The sequence below is a fragment of the Paractinoplanes bogorensis genome, from assembly GCF_018829635.1.
In the GTDB taxonomy this organism is placed as follows: domain Bacteria; phylum Actinomycetota; class Actinomycetes; order Mycobacteriales; family Micromonosporaceae; genus Actinoplanes; species Actinoplanes bogorensis.
The window spans coordinates 124,780-142,161 of the sequence record NZ_JAHKKG010000010.1; the positions used below are offsets into that span (position 1 = coordinate 124,780).

The following is a 17,382-nucleotide window of genomic DNA, read 5'->3' on the forward strand; positions in this document are numbered from 1 at the left end:
AACATCGGCAATGGCGGACCTCCCGGCCGGGTCGACTGACCGCACGCGGTGGCCGGGGTCGACCGCGGCTCGGATCAGATAGGCATCGGGTCGGCGTCGCAGTCGGCACGCACATTCTGCAACGCGTTCAGGGTCGCCGGGTGACGTTCGCCCAGCACGCGCCGCAGCCGCATCATCGTGTCGGCGAGGATCTTGTCGGCCTCGGCCACCCGGTCCAGTCCGCGCAGGTCGAGAGCGACGTTGACACTGCAGGCGAGGGTGGACGGGTGTTCGACGCCCAGCGCTCGCTCCGATCGCGCCAGGGTATCGGTGTCGAGCTCGAAGGCCGCGGAGAAGTCCCCTCGGTCAGCCAGAGTGGTGGCGAGGTTGGTCTCCGCGACCAACGTGATCGGGTGGGCCGGGCCCAGCGTGTCCGTCAGGATCTCCACGCATTCACGGTTGTGCTCGTACGCGGCACCGATCTCATTCTGGTGCCGCAGCACGATTGCCAGGTTGATCCGGGCCGACAAAGTGAAGACGTGACGCGGACCGAAGATCTTGTGATACTTCCTGACGGTCCATTCGCTGAGTTCGCGGGATGCGCCGAGGTCGCCCGCGTGCCGGAGGTCGACGGCCAGGTTGAGGGCAGTCGCGATGGTGTTCGGATAGTTCTCGTCGTACCGGTCGCGGTAGCGCTCAAAGGTGTCCTGATTGAGCTTGAGGGCACTGGGGTGGTCGCCCGCCTTGCGTCGCATGACAGCCAGCGTCCGGGCCACCAGAAGTGTCGCCGGCGCATCCTTCTGAAACAGGGCAAGGTGCTCGGCGTAGAGCTTTTCCTCCAGCTGGCAGGCCTCGATGTATTGGCCGGACTCACGCATGTCGATGAGCATCCCGTTGCGGGTGTTCATCGTCGCCGAGTCGTCGTTGCCCCGCACGACCTTGCGCTTCTCCCAGGTCACGGTGTCGAGCTTGAGGGCGTCGGTGAAACGCCCGAGCAGCCGCAGGGTGACACCCATGTTGTGGGCCCCGTCGAGGTAGGCCGGGTCGTCGTCGCCGAGCACCCGCCGGCCCGTCTCGACCGCCTTCTGGTCGAGCTCGAGTGCAGCCTGGAAGTCGCCGGCCGCGCGCATATCCCCCGCGACCACCCACATGGCGTCCAGCGTGCCCTCGTCCTCCTCGCCGAAGTGCTCACGGTAGCGAGCCAAGGTGTCGGCGTTCAGCTGCCGGGCCTCAGCCAGCTTGCCGTTGGTGAAGTACATCCAACCGACCCACTTGGCGAGTCGCAGAGTGTGCGGATCGTTCGGCCCGCGGTCGATCCGCCGGTATCCGAGAGATTCCGCGGACAGCTGCTCGCTGCCCTGATGATCGCCCCAGTAATAGAGATAGCGCGCGATGCCCGCAACGAGTTCCTGCACGCGGGGGTCTTGCGATTCGACCGCGCGGGAGGCGTCGACATGCGGGCGCAGCGAGCCGTACCGAGGCCATTCCTCGCTGCGGCTGGGGTTCAGCGGGTTGTTGTTGGCCAGCATGGTGTGCGCGCCGTGCCGCATCTGGAGCTTCTGCTCCTCGTCCATGCTGTCGTCGAGAACCAGCCGGATCAGGCGGTGGATCTGCAGTGTGTTGTGGCGGTGGTCGATCTTGGCCAGGGCGTATCGCTGGATGTCACGGATGGCCCGGCTCAACCGGAACGTGTCGCTCAGCGTGGCGTCGAGCTCGTCGGAGATCGGTGCCGTGGGTGAACCGGCGAAAAGCTTGCGCGAGATCGGCTCGGGCGCGAAGTAGGAGCAGACCTGGAGGAGTTGGAGAGCGCCCAGGTTGACCTCGCGCAACTGCTCGAGCGAGAGTTTCCACGCGGCCCGGACCGTCAGCCGGTAGTCCGGCGGCGGCTCCTGATCGAACAGCTCGAGACGCTTGTTCTCGAGGAGCTCGAGATATTCCGGCACGGGCATCGCGGTCGTCTGGTGCCAGGCCGCGGCCTGCTCGATCGCCAGCGGCAGGTCACCCAGGGCCTCGGCCAGCCGGTCGGCGTCGAACTGAGACAGGTTCGGGTTCCGATTGGTCAGGAACCGCACGCTCTCGTCCCGCTCGAAGGTATCGACCTCGATCGGGAGGGCGCCGCGGCCCCACTCCGGATTGCGGGAGGTAATGATGATCTTGCCCGCCCCGCCGGTCGGAAAGAACTCCCGGACCTGGGCCGGGTCCTCGGCATTGTCGAAGACCAGCAGCCAGTCGTGATAGCCGGTCTTCCCGGTGCTCAGAGCTTCCTTGACCGCGCGCACGGCACTGTTCGCCTCTGGGCTCACATCGAGGTTGAGCCGTTGCGCCAGGCTGGTCAGGGAGGTCTGGATCTGGCCGATATGCTCGGACGGCACCCACCACACCAGATCGTATTCACCGCTGTGCTTGTGGACGTACTCGATGGCGATCTGCGACTTGCCGACCCCACCCATACCGTGAATAGGTTTCGGAAGCACCGCGGTCTCGCCGACCGCCTCCAGCTCATGGTGCAGCCGCGAGAGCAGTTCCTCCCGGCCGGTGAACTCCTGATTCCGCTGAGGCACGTCGCCCCACACCTGCGGAAGCCTGCCCTGTGAGCGCCGGGACTCGGCGACGGGAGACATGCCCTCTCCAATCTCTGCGTCGCTGAGGACCTCAGTATCGGCTTCTGCACCAATTACTGTATCGGGTAAATCGGACTTTTCCGAAGAATCATCCCCGACCGCCAAGGGATCTTGTGGGTCAGGCTCCACCGTCGGCGCGTCGCGGGCCTCGGGACCATCGACTGCCTCAGCCGGCTCGGCTTTCTCAGGGACGGCGGGGCTCGGCTCGACCACGGGTCGGGTGCTCCCCGGCCGTGCGGCCACCAGCCGCTCAGTAACCTCCAGGCGCTCGGCGACGTGCTCGGTCAGACTGATCATCTCGACACGGAGCGTGCCGTCCAGCTGGGCCGCCACCCGATCGATCAGGATCAGACCGGCGAGAACGCCGTGCCGCTCGTGCTGGCGGGCCGCAGCATAGTCGAACGCCTGCACGAGACTCAACGCGTCGGGCGCCGACGAAAGAACATCCCCTGCGGCCGCGCGCCACCCGCCGTTGCCACTGGGGGCTTTCCCGGCCCGCTCGAGCAAGGTGTGCGTGCGATGTCTCTCGTTCTCCAGCAGAAGGCTGTCGAGAGTGGCCGATCGGACCAGTTCGTCGACCCGGCGCGTGCCCGGGGCCTGGGGCGCCATCAGGGCCAGCACCGCCCGCAACGATCTGAGACCGCCTCGCGTCGCCATACAGGCCACCACTATCGCGATCACGTGCAGCCGCGCCTCGTCACGTTCCGGCACGTCGGGAAAGTCGCTGACCTCGGCACGCAGGAGGTTGATCATCAGGCGACGATCGGGCAGGCGGTCCACGAACGACACGGCCCCGAGAGCATCAACGATGGCGTTGCGGAGTTCCCCCGCCGCGTCTCTTCTGCCGTCGCGCGTCACCCGCCCGAGCCTAGTGCGCCCGCGACCCACAGTCACAACCGAGGTGGTGTCCAGTTAAAGGCAGAACAGCGACGATCATTGGCCGAACTCCTGATACGCCTTCAGCACAAGCCCGTGGAAGTGATGCACCCCGTGCTCCGACAGCCCCGGCTTCCCGTCCGGGTCATAGACGATGGGGCCCTGGTCGAAAGCCGGCGTCCCCATCCCCCGCTGCACACTCTCGACGATCGTGATGTCCTGCGGCTGCAGCACCTCGTCGATGTAGCGGGCCGCCTCCACCTCGGACTCCGTCAACGAAGCCGTCTCGAAGAAGAAGTCCCACGTCTCCAGCGTCCGGTCCGGACCGTCGGGCACCACCTGGAACACCATGAAGTTGCCGCGCCCGGGATAGCGCAGCAGACACGTGTTCGGCCACAACCACCACACCGCGTGTTCGGTCACCGAGGCGCCGCTGACGTCGTACGCGGGATTGTCGGTCTTGCCCGCCTCGGCGAAATGGCTGGACCAGATGCCGTGTGTGCGCACCTCGTAGGTGTCCATGTCGACCAGCGCCACGAATTCCCGGTGCGCGATGTGGCAGTGGTAGCACTCGAGGAAGTTGTCGATGACGTTCTTCCAGTTCGACTTCACGTCGTATGTGTAGCGGCGCGCGAACGTCAACTGCTCGACGTCGGGCGCCCACAACGCGATGTCGGCGGCCAGGTCGGGCGCCTGCACAGCCAGCGACGCCGCGGAAGGGTCGAGGTTGACGTAGACGAAACCGCCGAACTCCTCCACCTGCACCCGATCGAGGCAGATCTCCGAAAGTGAGAACTGGGCGTAGCGGGCGTGCCGCAACGAACCGTCCAGGTCGTAGACCCAACCGTGGTAGGGGCACTGGATCGTGCGCGCGGTCCCCGATCCGGACAGCAGTTCGTGGGCGCGATGCTTGCAGACGTTGTAGAAGGCGCGAAGCCCGCCCGACCGGTCGCGCACCACGGCGATCGGCATGCCGGCCACCGTGGCCGCCAGATAACTGCCCGGCGCCCGGAGCGCCTCGACGTGACAGATCCATTGCCACGTACGGGCGAAGATCGCTCGCCGATCCACCTCGACCCACGCCGGGTCGACATAGGCCGATGCCCGCAGCGTCAACGAGCGGGCCGGGTCGGGGTCGTAGCCCGCGCCGACATCCTCCATGGTTCGCACGCTACTACCGTGGGCCCCTTGGGTCGTACCATCGAAATCTGTGGATTCTCAAACCGATCGGCCGCCTGTTCTGGACGTCGGGTTCGATGACCGCGTCGCTCCACCGAAACTGCTGCTGTTCGCCGTCCAGCATCTGCTGACCCTGTCCGCGATCTGGGTCTTCCCCGTCCTCATCGGCATCACCCTCGGCCTGGCCACCGGCGACGTCACGCACATGATCCAGGCGTCGTTCCTGCTGGCCGGCATCGTCACCGTGCTGCAGTCGAGCCGGATCGTGCGGCTGCCGATCGTGCAGGGCCCGACCGCCGCCTTCTTCGCCGCCCTGCTCGCCGCGGGCGCGGCCTACGGACTCGACGCCGCGTTCGGCTCGATGGTCGTGGCCGGACTGGTTTTCCTGGTACTGACCATCCCGTACGGGCGGCTCGGGGTCCTCATCCACTTCCTGCGATTCGCCACCGACCCGCTCGTCTACGGCACCATCTGCATCATCATCGGCGCCCAGCTGGCCACGCTCGGGCTGCCGGGCTGGTTCGGCTCCGAGGGGCAGCCCGGCTACGGCTGGGATCTGTTCTGGATCGGCCTGGCCACCCTGGTCACGGTGGTGGCGTGCCTGCTGTTCGGCGGCACCACGCTGGTCCGGCGGGCCGCCGTCATCATCGGCATGGTGGTCGGCTCGGTGCTGGCCGCGGTGACCGGCCTGTGGAGCACGCCCGACCTGTCCGGGGTCTCGTTCATCGGGCCGCCCACGCTGCTGCCGTTCGGGTTCGCCGTGGCCTGGCCGGCCGTGCTGCTGATGCTGCTCGCGTTCCTCGAGTCGAGCGCCGAGGCCGTCGGCATGTACACGCTGGTCTCGCGCTGGGGCGGCACCGAGCTGTCCCGCGAGCGCATCAACCGGGGCCTGTTCACCGAATACGCCGGATCGGTGGTCGGCGCCCTGTTCGGCGGGGTCGGCACGGCCTCGTACCCGGAGAACGCCGGCATCGTCCGGGTGACCCGTGTCGGAAGCCGGTTCGTCACCATGACGGCCGGGTTCATCGCGATCGCGCTGGCGTTCCTGCCGATGTTCAGCGCGTTCGTCGCGGGTCTGCCCGGTGCCGTGCTGGCCGCCGCGTCCACGGTCCTGTTCGGCATCATCGCGATGAGCGGCGTGCAGATGATGAGCACCGTCGAGTGGGACGAGCTCAACCTGACCGTCGCCGGCACCGCGTTCATCCTCGCGCTCGGCGGTCAGTGGCTGCCCGAGGCGATGGTCGCGACCATGCCGGACTGGGCCCGCGCCCTGGTCACCACGCCGATGATGTTCGGCGCGGTGCTGCTGATCGTGCTCAACGCGGCCGTCAACTACGGCCTGCGCCCCTGGCTGGCCCGCCGATGATCACGTTGCGCCTCAACCATCAGCAGCACGATTTCCTGCAGTCCGTGGGCGACATCGGCGATCTCGTCCGGGCCGCCCTTCAGTCCTCGGCCGCCGTTCCACCATCAAGATCAAACCCGGTTTCCCGTACGCCCGTAAGCGCCCACACCTCCTTTTCCCGTACGCCGGTAGCCGCTCACGTCCTCGAGCCCGGCACCGGCAAAGCGGTCGAGGTGCGCGCGGGCCAGATCTTCCGCGTCACGCAGATCGAGGGCCACCAGTGCGTCGACCTGAACGTCTTCGCGCTGGGTGACCGCCGCGAACGGCTGCACTGCGGCCGCACCCGGGGCATGCAGGGCCGCCACCCCGGGCCGGGCGACGTGCTGTGGTCGAACGCCCCCTGGGAGCGCCCGATCATGGCGATCATCGGCGGCACCGCGACGACCGACACCCAGTTCCCGTTCTGCAGCCGCCTCATCTACAGCGCCTTCTTCGGCCGGGCCGGCCGCACCAACTGCCAGGAGATCCAGAACGAGGCCCAGCGCGAGTACGGCCTCGACCCGTGGGACATCCACGAATCGCTCAACCTGTTCATGCACACCGCCACCGGCCCCGACGGCGAGCCGGTCATCCGCCGCAACGTGGCCCGCCCCGGCGACTACATCGAGTTCGTCGCGCTGCTCGATGTGCTGGTCGTCCCCAACGTGTGCGGCGACGACCTGACCAACTGCAGCAACTTCGGAATGCGCCCGGTCCGGGTCACCGTCGAGGAGGGGCGACCGGCCGATCTCGCCGAGGCCGGGAGCGCCGTCCAGCGGTCGGTGGTCCTCGGCCTGCCGGACCGGCACGAGGTTCCCGGCGCGCGGCCGCTGCGCCGCGATCCCACGTACGAGGCAGACTTCCCCTATCTGCCGTTGCGGCCGGCCGACGTACGCGTCGAAGTGGCCCCCGACCTCATCGACCGCTTCCACCGGGCGCGGAACACCGACCTCTACGGCGACGACGAGGACGCCGCCCTGCGCGACCTGACGATGTCGTGGGCGATCGAGCGGCTCGGCGCCTTCGCCGGAAACGCCTGAGAATTTTCCGTGGGGCTGTCGGATCGGCGGGCGGCCGTTCGTAGCGTAGGTGGAGCCGGGCACCTGGCCCGGCCGAGACGAGGAGTGACGATGCCGCAGTACGTCATCTACTTCAACCAGCAGTGGGTGGGCGATCACAGCGAGGAGTGGTTCCTGAGCCGGGTGGAACCGTCCACGGCGGTCGTCGAGGAGATCAAGGCGGCCGGGCACTACGTGTTCGCCGGCGGCCTGGTCGAGGACGGACCGATCATCAGCGCCGACGCCACCAGCGGTTCCGTGCTCTTCACCGACGGGCCCTACGTCGAGACGAAGGAGTTCCTGGGCGGGTTCACCGTCATCGACGTGCCCGACCTGGAGACGGCCCGGATGTGGACCGGCCGGATCGCCGAGGGTTGTGGCTGGCCCCAGGAACTGCGCGAGGTCCGCTAGCTGCACGCTGTCTTCACCGAGAGCCGTCCGGGACAGTCCAGGGCGGCTCTCTTCATGTCCGGCGTCGACCGCAACAATCGGCGCTCCGTTCGGAAGTTTCAGTAGTTTCGAAGCGTCGACCTGCACCAACGAGGTCGAGCGCGCTTTCCATACGTACGGGAAAAGCTCTTCAGCTGGTCAAACGACAATCGTGAGCCGGACCGGTATTTCCGAGTTGTTTCCGTAAGTTGTTGACACGGACTTGCTCGACGGGCCACCATCTCGCCAGGACTGATTTCGATGTCCGTCGATCCCCATCGCGGTATCCCCGGCCGCGCCCGTCACGAGGAGGTCCCTGCTCATGACCGCAAGACCCACCCGCCGCCTGCGTGTCCTCGCCGGCGCCGCGTGCGCCCTGGCCCTGACGATCACCGGTGTGATGGTGGCCGGTCCGGCCCACGCCGAAGCCGACCGCACCGTCAGCTCGAACACCACCGGCACCCACAACGGCTACTACTTCTCGTTCTGGAAAGACAGCGGCAACGCCAGCATGACCCTGCGCGCCGACGGCCGATACTCGAGCAGCTGGGACCGCAGCACCAACAACTGGGTCGGTGGCAAGGGCTGGGCCACCGGCACCCGCCGCACGGTGAGCTATTCGGGCACCTACAACCCCGGGAACAACAACACCTACCTCGCCCTGTACGGGTGGACCCGCAACCCGCTGATCGAGTACTACGTGGTCGAGAACTTCGGCAGCTACAACCCGAGCAGCGGCGCGACCCGGCTGGGCACCGTCACGACCGACGGCGGCACCTACGACATCCTGCGCAGCCAGCGGGTCAACCAGCCCTCGATCGACGGCATCCAGACCTTCTACCAGTACTGGAGTGTCCGTCAGCAGAAGCGCAGCGCCGGCACCATCACGACGGCCAACCACTTCGACGCGTGGGCCCGCGCCGGGCTCAACCTCGGCACCAACCACAGCTACCAGATCATGGCCACCGAGGGCTACCAGAGCCAGGGCAGCTCCGACATCACCGTCCGCGAGGGCAGCAGCAGCGGTGGCGGCGGCGGCACCACCACTCCCCCACCCACCGGCGGCGGCAGCAACTGCACGGCGACACTGTCGGCCGGCCAGCAGTACGGCGACCGCTTCAACCTGAACGTCGCCGTGCAGAACACCAGCAACTGGACCGTCGGCCTGACCCTGAACGGCGGCCAGAGCCTGCAGAACAGCTGGAACGCCGCGGTAACCGGCACCACCGGCACGGTGACGGCCCGCCCCAACGGAAACGGCAACACGTTCGGCGTAACCATCATGGCCAACGGCAACTGGACGTGGCCCACGGTGACCTGCCGGACAAGCTGACCCGACCGCACCCGGTGACGGCGCGCTGCCGTCACCGGGTTGCTGCTCGCAGTGCAGTACGCAACGCCTCGTGGGGAAACCTGTCGCTGCCCTGCCGGATGCTGCAGAAGTCGACATCGTTGTCACCGGTCTGGCGGGCCCACCAATGGCCGGCACCGTTCGTATACCAGGTGACACTCTGCCCTCGAAGGTCTGCGCGGGCCAGCCAGTCGGCGGCGGTCGGCCAGTAGCCGGTCCAGCCCGCCGGGCGCAAGGATCGATAGGCGGCTTCGACTGCGGCAGTGGCCGCTTCCACGTCGTCGTCCTCGAAGATCGCGGTGAACCGGCACAACAGTGCCAGCGCCGCCCCGGGGTGACGCTCGCCGTCGACGGCCCGGCAGAGGGACTCCAGCTCGGACCACCGGAGTGCGTGCGGGTGCCATCGGGCAAGGTCATCCCAGCCCAGTTGGTCCGGTTCCGTCAGACCCGGAACCAGGATGCCGAGCTCGTGGTGGTCGAGTTCGAGACAGAAATCGAGCATCAGACGGCAGCCCGCACCGATGGTGAACTCCACTTCGATGCTCCCGAAGTCTGCGTCGCCGTCGTCGAGATCGCCGAAGTCATCGTCAAGCTGAGCGGCCAGATCACCGAGCCGCCCTGAGCCGGCCTCTCCTTCGTGAGCAAAGGTGTAGCGAGCCCAGAACAGCGGGTCGTGCAGGGGCAGGTACATCGGTAGATCATGCATGGATTCCCCGCGACGGAGGCTGACGCGCGCCATCACGGCGGCACCGACGTCGAGTCGCTGCGCCGCGAGTCGACTGGGCTGCCGCTGCCCCGGGGCGGCGGGAAGGCGGCCGGCGCCGCGGCTGCTACGGCCGCGGAAGGGACGAACACCGCATGATCCCGGGCCGGCCGAACTCGATCGTCGCCGCTCTGGAGACCGGCTGCACCCCCGGGACGGCGCTGCTGGACACCGTCCGCGACGGCGGTGAGTTCGTCTTCGGCGACCCCGCCTCCAGAGACGTCGAGCACGCTGTCACGCATACCGACACGGTGCAGGCTTGGGAAACAAGCCCTTCACCAACGTGTGCGGCGAAACCCAGCCGGACGGGCCCGGCCAGGCTCCCTCAACTCGGCAGCCCGCTGCCCGTCACGACGTGCGACTCATTCCTGGTCAGTCTCGCCGGTGACCGGTCCGTCACAAGAAGGGCACCAAAGCTCGCCGACATGGTGGAACGGGAAGCGGAGTGGACGTTCGAGTATGGGTCGGTTCGGGCGTGGCGGCGGGTTTCGGAGACTGCGGCAGCCGCGTTGGCGATCTCGGGCCGGGCGCGGTGCGCGGGCAGCCGAGGCGCCGACCCGTTCCTGACCCGGGCGTCGAAGGCCCTGTCGCCGGCGAGCCCGGTTGACGCCTCGCCGAACGGGCCCGAGCCGAGTCCTGGACGCACGAGGAGTTCCTGGCCGCCTGCCTGCAACGCGACGTCGACACCCCGGGAATCACACGGCGTCGACACCGACCACATCTGGAGCGGTTGCTCAGCGAGGGCGGTAGGTAGCCGTCCGGTAGCGGCTCACGGTTGGGTCGGGCGGCACGATGCTCGCGCGATCGGGTGGCCGTGGACCGCGTCGAAAGATCACGCACCCGCGCTGGCTGAGGGCCGTACGCCGGGAAGGGAACTGATCGACGCCGGCCGCGTCTCGTCGATGCGATGCGATCGATCAACAACCGGTCCAAGCCGATGACCGTGTCGCTATCGGTTCTGTGCCGTCAAGGAGGTGCTCCGGCCGGCCATCGTGACCTGGTTCGAGACACCGACGCCGAACCGCCTCACCCTCGCTGCTCCGTTTCCCGCGACGGCTCGGCGTGGGATCGAGGGAGGATCTCCGTCAGACGAAGAAAGCGTTGGTCGCCGCCGCCAGGAAGTCGGCGATCGCGCCGAACAAGCCGCGCCGGCTGTGGAGACCTCGGTGGCGGCGCATGTCGGACGGGCGGACGGGGCGCTCGAGCGAGACATCGGAAGCCATGCCCATCAACCTATGAACGGACCGGGGTTACCCGCGTGAGCTGCCGTACTCAACCGGCCTGAGCACACCGCGCTCGGGTATGGCGGGCACGCGCCACACAGCCATGCGCGGCACGGCGAAACCCAGCCGCGCGCGGCTGGGCGGCACCCGGCTCAGCTGCGCGCGGCTGTGGCGGGGCACGCCGGGGCGACGAAGCCGGGGTGGGCGCCCCGCGTCCAGCGGCAGCCGAAAGACGGGTCGGCCACCGCGCGCCGGTTCAGGATGGCGTCGCCCGCCGGGCGGTGGCCGGTGGCGATCCAGGTGGTCAGGTCGTCGAAGGCCTCGGTCAGCTCGGGGGCGGTGAAGTCGCAGTGGCCGACACCGCGGACGGCCCTCGACACGAACAGCTTGGACCGGCCGTGGCGGGCGGCTTCGGCGGCGTACGTCTGCTCCATCGAGAACGGCACGAACAGGTCGCCGATGTCGTGCAGGGAGAGCACCGGCACCGGCGGTTTGCCGTCGACACGGGGGATGCCGGAGAGACCGGGATCGGCCGATGCCGTACGGCGTACGCGGAGCACGTCCCGGTTGAGGCGCCACTCGGCGGCGGTCGGCCACAGGCGGTCGGTGCTGCGATAGATCGTGGTGCGGTTGTCGGCGACGTTGCCGGGTGCGATGTTCGCGGTGCCGCCTTGGAGGCCGGGGTAGAGACCGAACAGGAACGGCAGGTCGGCCAGCGGGGGCAGGGACGGGGCCGCGTTCCAATAGGCGAAGGCGCTGTCGAAGCCGGGGCGTTCGCCGCCGCTGCGCCGTTCGAGCACGGCCGACCACGTGGTGCGGTCGAGCGCGGGGAGGATCCGGCCGACCTGTTCGCGCCACACCTGCTGGTAGCCGGCGTCCGGGTGCAGCGGGAACGTGATGTCCACGCCGGCCAGCGCGGCCGCCGTGACGTTGGCGTCCAGGAAATAGTCGTAGAGCGCCGTGTCGCCGAGCACCCCGCAGTACGGCATCGCCCCGGCGAACGCCCGCGGATACTCCTCGATCGCGACCGCGGTGACGTGCCCGCCCATCGACGCGCCCGACATGATCACCGAGCGGGCCCGCTGCCCGGTGACGCGCCGGAAGACGTCGATGAGAGCGACCGAGTCCCGTACGCCCTGACCCACGTCATAGCCGTTCGTGGCATAGCTGGAGGCGGCCCACGCATAGCCCCGGGCCAGGTAGTGCACCCGCAGCGCCGGATTGTCGACGTAGACGGTCGTGCCGGTGCCGCGGTAGCCGTGGGCGTAGACGACCAGGCGCCCGTTCCACGCGTCCGGCACCTCGATCCGGTAGGCCGCACCACCGGTGATTCCGGTGTGGATCCGCGCCCCGGCCAGGGCCACGAACGGTGTCCCGTCGAGGTTGCAGCCCGGATCGGCGACCAGGTAGCCCGGCTGAGTCGTGCTCGGCGCCGGAGCCGCGCAGGCCGCCGCAAAAGCTGCAGGAGCAGCGGGCGCGGCGAAGAGTGACACCAGCAGGGCCAGAACGACGACCGCAGCGCGACACCGGATCATGACGTTACCTCCCGGTAACAATCTGATGCCGGACATCGATTGTTGTCAAGGCGCCAACAGTGCCGCGATCAAGAAGACAGCCGGGCCGAGCGAGGTGGCTCCTGACGAGGGTGGCCGACCCGGAAGACGGCCAGCGGCATCGCGCCCACACGGGAAGCCAGACGGGAAGCGGTCACCGGGCAGTCGAGCAGCTGGCTGAGCGGGTGCACGGCCAGCCCGAACCGCGCCAGCAACAACCAGGTCCGCAGCAGCCGACGCCCGTCAAGACGGAGATCGCGCTGGGAGGAGCACTGGGCAGTCAGCACGAGCACGCTCCCCTCGTACCGTAAAAGGTTGCGCCCGCTCGCCGCCAGCAGCCGGTGCGTGATCGGCAAAGCGCGCAGCGCACCGCTCAGCACCCGCGCCTCGAGACGGCTCAGCCCGAGGGCCCGGTCGGTGAGCCCGTCCTGCCGATAGCGTGGGTCGCTCGGGTCCAGCCGCAGCCATTCGCGCAGCTCGCGCGCCACCGGCGGGGTGCCGAACATCCAGCGGTCGGCCACCTCGAGCTCCCCGGCCAGGTCGCGGCTGCGCACGTGCACGATGCCCGGTTCCAGCGCGGCCAGAATCACCAGATCCAAGAGGCCTTCCCCGTACGGTCCACGAGCGACCCGCCGCGCCTCGATGTCGACGCTCCGGAAGATCGTGTCGTACTTCGCCGGAGAGGAGTGCAGCCGGATCCGGTGCGGGTCGCTCAGATCGCAGTCGACGGCCAGCCCGGCGTCGGCCGCGACAATCAGGCAGGTCTCCGCGAAGGCGCCCAGACCGAGCGCCAGATCCCGCCCGGTGGGGTCGGAGCCGGGCAGCGACCGGGCCGGGTCGACGCCGATGACGATGTCGTCGGACCGGTAGTCGATGGTCCACGGCTGGGTGTTGTGCGCGCTCGGCGCCCGCCGGAACAGCGACTCGCGTTCCCGCAGCACGGAGACCCAGTTCATGCCGAACCTCGCTGATAGAAGGTGTATCCGTGCAACGGCTTGCCGCCGGCCCGCCGATAGGACGCGGCCGACGCGGTGTTGTCGCGCTCGACGAAGGTGCTGCGCAGTGTCCGGTAACCGCGACCCTCGAGATGCCGGTGCACCTCGCGGCTGAGCAGCGTCATGTAGCCGTGGCCCTGTTCGCCCGGCACCACGCCCTTGATCACCAGCACCGCGTCGCGGCGATAACGCGACCGGGTGGCCAGGAGCTTCAGTTGTTCGACGGGTCCGAGCTTTCCGCCCGTACGCATGAGGAACTCGGAGATGTCCGGAACGGCGACCAGAAATGCCACTGGCCGGCCCGCCTTCTCGAGCCACACGAGCAGTCCCTCGTCGAGCAGGAAGGCCAGGCCGTCGGTCTGCTCGGCCAGCTGCTCGGCCGAGATCTCGGTGTAGTAGCCGAGCTGGGCGAAGCTCGCGTTGAGCATCTCGCGCAGGATCGGCAGCTGATGGCGCAGTCCGCGGCGGGTGCCGTGCCGGATCACCAGCCGTTCGGTGGCGATCCGGCCGTCGTCGAAGGAGTAGGCCGCGGCCGAGCCGGCCACCTCGACGGCCCAGGTGTCGGCCTCGAAGCGGCGGGTGAAGCCGTGCCGCTCGTACATGGCGGGGTAGTAGGACGGGTTCCACGCCGAGTCGACGAAGCCCCGCTCGTCGAAGCCCGACGTGATGACGCCGCCGGTCTGGTTGGGCAGCAACGCCACCGGACCGAACATCGGCCGCCCCTCGGCCACGTCCATCAGCGTGGTGAAGACGGCGTCGTCGTCGACGAACTCGGTGTGCCCGAAGAGCTGGCACACGCCGCGCCGGTGGAAACTGGTGCGGCCGAGCACCCGGCCCCGGTCGTCGCGCACCAGATAGAGGTCGGCCGTTCGGGCGTGCCGCGCGATGACCGGCGCCGGCAGCGGCACGTACAGGTCGCGCGGGTGCAGCCGGACCGGGAACTCGCAGAACTCGCGCAGTTCGGTCTGCGTGCGTACCGGAAAAGCCTTCATGATCGATGCACCGACGGGCCGGTGACCTCGGTGGACAGCGGGGTCCAGGTCGGCATGTGCGACATGCTGCCGTCCTCGGCCCGCCACTCGCCGTTGCTGTAGCCGTGCGGCTGGGCGGTGAAGAGCCGGATGAACCCGGCCGTCGCATGGCGGGCGTCGCCGGAGTCGGTCAGCCAGCACATCAGCTCGCGGTGGTGACGACTCCGCGCGAACTTCAGCATCGCGTCCTGGTCGGCGAAGAAGGCGATCGTGCCGAGCGTGAACGGGAACTGGTAATAGACGGTGTGCCAGCGGTAACCGGACATCCGCTTCATCTGGCGGATCATCGGCCCCCAGGTGCGGATCGTGTGCCACATGGCGAGCGGCCCGGAATACCTGGTGGCCCCGATGAACATGGCGGTCGCCTGCCCCTGCGGCGGCGCGGCGGAGAAGTCGGTGGTCCTCATACGGGCTGCCCCTTGATCAGGTAGACGTTCTTGAGCTTGGCCGCGGCGCCGGCGAACGGGCCGGTTCCGTACTCGTGGACGACGATCCGGACGTCGGCGGCGGACGGGTCCTCGGCCACCGATTCGGCGAAGTCGCGGCTCGACCGGGTCAGGTGGGCCAGCACACCCGCTCGGCAGGCGTCGCGGAGCAGCTCCTGTTGGGCGGGGTCGACGCGTACGAGGGAACGCAGTTGAAGATGCACCGTCGGGCGGCTCTCCAGATCAACGTCCTGCACCAACTCGAGACAAAAACCTTCGAGCATTCCCGCGTACGGGTTCCCCTCGTACAGCCCGTATTCGATGTCCTGGGGATAGATGTTGGCCCCCATGTATGAGATCGTGCTGTCCTTGCGGCCGAACAGGAACAGCAGTGGCAGCCGCATCCCGTCGACCCGCATCGCCGCCTCGGCCTCGGCCCGCGCCGCCGGATCGTCGATCGCGGCCAGCACCTCGGGAAGCGTCGCCAGCCGGCCCTCGTCGCCGATGTTGTAGCGGACCTTCGGGTTGACCACCGAGGTCGAGTTGAGCGTGCACAGGATCTCGCCGTCGGCGGTGGTCTCCAGGTACGTCTCGAGCGGGTTGTACTGGAACACCATCGGCAGCCGCTCCTCGTCCGGGCCGAGCAGCCGCTCGCGCAGCCCGGCGTCGGTGCGCAGCCGGCGCCGCACCCAGACGCTGAGGTCGGTCTCGCCGGCCATGCCGATGGTGAGGTCGCTGGCGCCGTAGCCGGAGCGCACCTTGCGGAACCGCCTCTCCAGGTAGTCGCGCAGCGCCTCGGTCATGCCCTCGCCGCCGACCAGGCCCGAGATGCGGTAGTCGGCCCACGGGAACCGTTCGGCGTCGAGCTCGTCGAGCAGGCGCTTGAGGAACGGCGGGTACGCGGTCACGACGTACTCGAAATCGGGCCCGAAGTGCCGCAACGTGTCGATGATCTTGCGGATGTCCGGCCCGGTGTTCTTGACCATGGCGATCCGCGACATCGCGATGCCGGTGTTGGTGCCGGTCGCCCACGCCCCCATCGAGTAGGCGTTGATCACGAACCGCCGGTCGCTCGGGAAGATCATGGTGGCGTACGCGGCCAGGTTGCGATGCACCGACTGGAGTTCGGCCTTGCTGCGCACCCAGTTGAACGGCTGCCCGGACGACCCGGACGACTCGTCGACCACGCTGCCTTCGATCTGGTAGCGGCCATTGCGGCAGCGCTCACGCTCGGGGTACGCCTTGACGTACGAGTCCTTCGCCGTCTGCGGATACGACGACAGGTCGAACCAGCGGAACCGCCAGCCGCGGCGGCGCAGGAAGTCGCCGTAGGCGGGCACGTCGAGCGCCGCGAACTGGCAGGTCATCCAGGCGTTGAGCCGGGCGAACCGGGCCATGCCGGGCCGGTAGTGGCGGGCCATGAAGCGCCACACCGCGGGGTGCCGGCGGTAGAGGCTGTAGAAGCCGCTGAGCGCATAGCTGACGAGCCGGAGCGTCCATTGCCGCAAGGTCGAGATCACGGATAAGACGCTATGAATTCCGGCCCGCCGGCACTTCCCCGCGCCTACTCAACCCGTCTGAGTACGCGACCTCAGACGGCCGGCACGAGAATGCCGGCCCGCTGTGCCGAGAGCACCGCGGTGAGCCGGTCGTTGGCCTCGAGCTTGCGATAGAGGTGCTCGAGGTGCTTGTGCACGGTGCGTTCCGAGATGGCCAGGCGGCGCCCGATCACCGCGGCCGAGTGACCGTCGGCGAGCAGGCTCAGCACCGCCCGCTCACGTCCGGTCAGCCGGGCCCCGCCGGCCATGGGAGCCAGCGCCCGGCTGCGTTCGAGCACGTCGGCTTGCCGGTAGAGCGAGCGCAGCAACGGCTGCAGCCGGCGTACCACCGCGAGATCGGCGTCGCCGAAATCACGGTCGCCGGCGGCCGCGACGAACGCCACGTGGGTGTGCGCGCCCAGGCGTACCGGCACCGCCAACCGGTCCTGGATGCCCTCGCGCCGCATCACCCGCCCCCAGTGGGCGCTCGATCGTGGCTCGCCGAAGCCGCCCGGCACACGACTCCCGGCCTGCGGGCCCGGATCCCGGGTGCGCTCGAACCAGTTCACCAGCGGATCACGCCAGAGCGCACCGCTGCGGAGGAATTCGTCCAGAAGGGAAAGATCGACGATCGGCGGCCATACCCGGGCCCCGGCGGCGGCCGGTTGCGCCCAATTGAGCGATACCGCACGCGCCTTCAAAGTGCTGCGCAGAAGCTTCGCTATGCGTTCTGCCGGAAATGCGTCCGCCTGGTCCCCGGCGAGGTCGATCCAGGGGCCGTAGTCAACCTGTTCAACCATGATCCGACCTCCGTACTACTGCGTATTTCCCGGCTCGCACACGGATGTTGAGATCGGTATCGAGAGGGGCCCGGAGAGGCACTCGTCCCCCGGCCTGCCCGGATTCAACCTAGCGCCGGCCCACTTGCTGTTCTGACGGATCAAAGACAACGCGAGTGGCCGGAACACGCCATTTCC

General features: G+C 68.5%; 15 protein-coding genes and 1 pseudogene. 5 read left to right on the top strand and 11 right to left on the bottom strand.

The window, feature by feature from the left end:
* Positions 1-74 precede the first annotated feature (74 nt).
* Positions 75-3,458: an FxSxx-COOH system tetratricopeptide repeat protein gene (gene fxsT / locus KOI35_RS30695; protein ID WP_215792151.1), complete on the bottom strand. Its 3,384-nt coding sequence runs from the start codon at positions 3,456-3,458 to the stop codon at positions 75-77.
* A gap of 75 nt (positions 3,459-3,533) precedes the next feature.
* On the bottom strand, positions 3,534-4,637 hold the full coding sequence (locus KOI35_RS30700) for an aromatic ring-hydroxylating oxygenase subunit alpha (protein WP_215792152.1): 1,104 nt from the start codon (positions 4,635-4,637) through the stop codon (positions 3,534-3,536).
* A 49-nt stretch (positions 4,638-4,686) separates the two neighbouring features.
* Between KOI35_RS30700 and KOI35_RS30705 the strand changes: the two genes are divergently transcribed.
* The 4 genes from KOI35_RS30705 to KOI35_RS30720 all read left to right on the top strand — a co-directional run bounded on the left by KOI35_RS30705 (position 4,687) and on the right by KOI35_RS30720 (position 8,859).
* A complete protein-coding gene (locus KOI35_RS30705; RefSeq protein ID WP_308121225.1) occupies positions 4,687-6,021 on the top strand; it encodes a uracil-xanthine permease family protein in 1,335 nt (444 codons plus the stop codon).
* Positions 6,018-7,079 (top strand): DUF1989 domain-containing protein, encoded by a 1,062-nt coding sequence (locus tag KOI35_RS30710; RefSeq protein WP_215792153.1) that lies wholly within the window; start codon positions 6,018-6,020, stop codon positions 7,077-7,079. Before KOI35_RS30705 ends, KOI35_RS30710 begins: the two co-directional genes overlap by 4 nt.
* Positions 7,080-7,169: 90 nt before the next feature.
* Positions 7,170-7,508 carry a YciI family protein gene (locus KOI35_RS30715; protein WP_215792154.1) on the top strand — a complete coding sequence of 113 codons (339 nt, stop codon included), beginning with the start codon at positions 7,170-7,172 and terminating at the stop codon, positions 7,506-7,508.
* Between the two features lie 340 nt (positions 7,509-7,848).
* Positions 7,849-8,859: a glycoside hydrolase family 11 protein gene (locus tag KOI35_RS30720; protein WP_246614052.1), complete on the top strand. Its 1,011-nt coding sequence runs from the start codon at positions 7,849-7,851 to the stop codon at positions 8,857-8,859.
* 31 nt (positions 8,860-8,890) lie between these two features.
* Here KOI35_RS30720 and KOI35_RS30725 read toward each other — a convergent pair whose 3' ends face one another.
* Together KOI35_RS30725 and KOI35_RS30730 are read right to left on the bottom strand one after the other, a co-directional pair.
* On the bottom strand, positions 8,891-9,568 hold the full coding sequence (locus KOI35_RS30725; RefSeq protein ID WP_215792155.1) for a hypothetical protein: 678 nt from the start codon (positions 9,566-9,568) through the stop codon (positions 8,891-8,893).
* Between the two features lie 47 nt (positions 9,569-9,615).
* Complete coding sequence (locus KOI35_RS30730) at positions 9,616-9,882, bottom strand: hypothetical protein (protein WP_215792457.1); 267 nt, start codon at positions 9,880-9,882, stop codon at positions 9,616-9,618.
* Between the two features lie 273 nt (positions 9,883-10,155).
* Here KOI35_RS30730 and KOI35_RS49365 point away from each other — a divergent pair.
* A pseudogene (locus KOI35_RS49365) lies at positions 10,156-10,344 on the top strand (hypothetical protein); the annotation flags it as partial.
* 381 nt (positions 10,345-10,725) lie between these two features.
* Here the strand turns inward: KOI35_RS49365 and KOI35_RS30735 are convergent.
* The 7 genes from KOI35_RS30735 to KOI35_RS30765 form a co-directional block, all read right to left on the bottom strand.
* Positions 10,726-10,863 carry a hypothetical protein gene (locus tag KOI35_RS30735; protein WP_215792156.1) on the bottom strand — a complete coding sequence of 46 codons (138 nt, stop codon included), beginning with the start codon at positions 10,861-10,863 and terminating at the stop codon, positions 10,726-10,728.
* A 152-nt stretch (positions 10,864-11,015) separates the two neighbouring features.
* The gene (locus tag KOI35_RS30740) at positions 11,016-12,398 is read right to left on the bottom strand and encodes an alpha/beta hydrolase family protein (protein WP_215792157.1); all 1,383 of its coding nucleotides are present in this window, start codon (positions 12,396-12,398) and stop codon (positions 11,016-11,018) included.
* Between the two features lie 68 nt (positions 12,399-12,466).
* Positions 12,467-13,372, bottom strand: a complete 906-nt coding sequence (locus tag KOI35_RS30745; RefSeq protein WP_215792158.1) for a nitroreductase family protein — start codon at positions 13,370-13,372, stop codon at positions 12,467-12,469.
* Entirely contained in the window at positions 13,369-14,403 is a 1,035-nt protein-coding gene (locus tag KOI35_RS30750; protein WP_215792159.1) for a hypothetical protein, read from the bottom strand. Before KOI35_RS30750 ends, KOI35_RS30745 begins: the two co-directional genes overlap by 4 nt.
* A complete protein-coding gene (locus KOI35_RS30755) occupies positions 14,400-14,849 on the bottom strand; it encodes a DUF4188 domain-containing protein (protein ID WP_215792160.1) in 450 nt (149 codons plus the stop codon). The genes KOI35_RS30750 and KOI35_RS30755 overlap by 4 nt, the downstream gene beginning before the upstream one ends.
* Positions 14,846-16,387, bottom strand: coding sequence for a phenylacetate--CoA ligase family protein (locus KOI35_RS30760; protein WP_215792161.1), 1,542 nt, complete (start codon positions 16,385-16,387; stop codon positions 14,846-14,848). Before KOI35_RS30760 ends, KOI35_RS30755 begins: the two co-directional genes overlap by 4 nt.
* Positions 16,388-16,458: 71 nt before the next feature.
* Complete coding sequence (locus KOI35_RS30765) at positions 16,459-17,205, bottom strand: response regulator transcription factor (RefSeq protein WP_215792162.1); 747 nt, start codon at positions 17,203-17,205, stop codon at positions 16,459-16,461.
* Between the last annotated feature and the right edge of the window lie 177 nt (positions 17,206-17,382).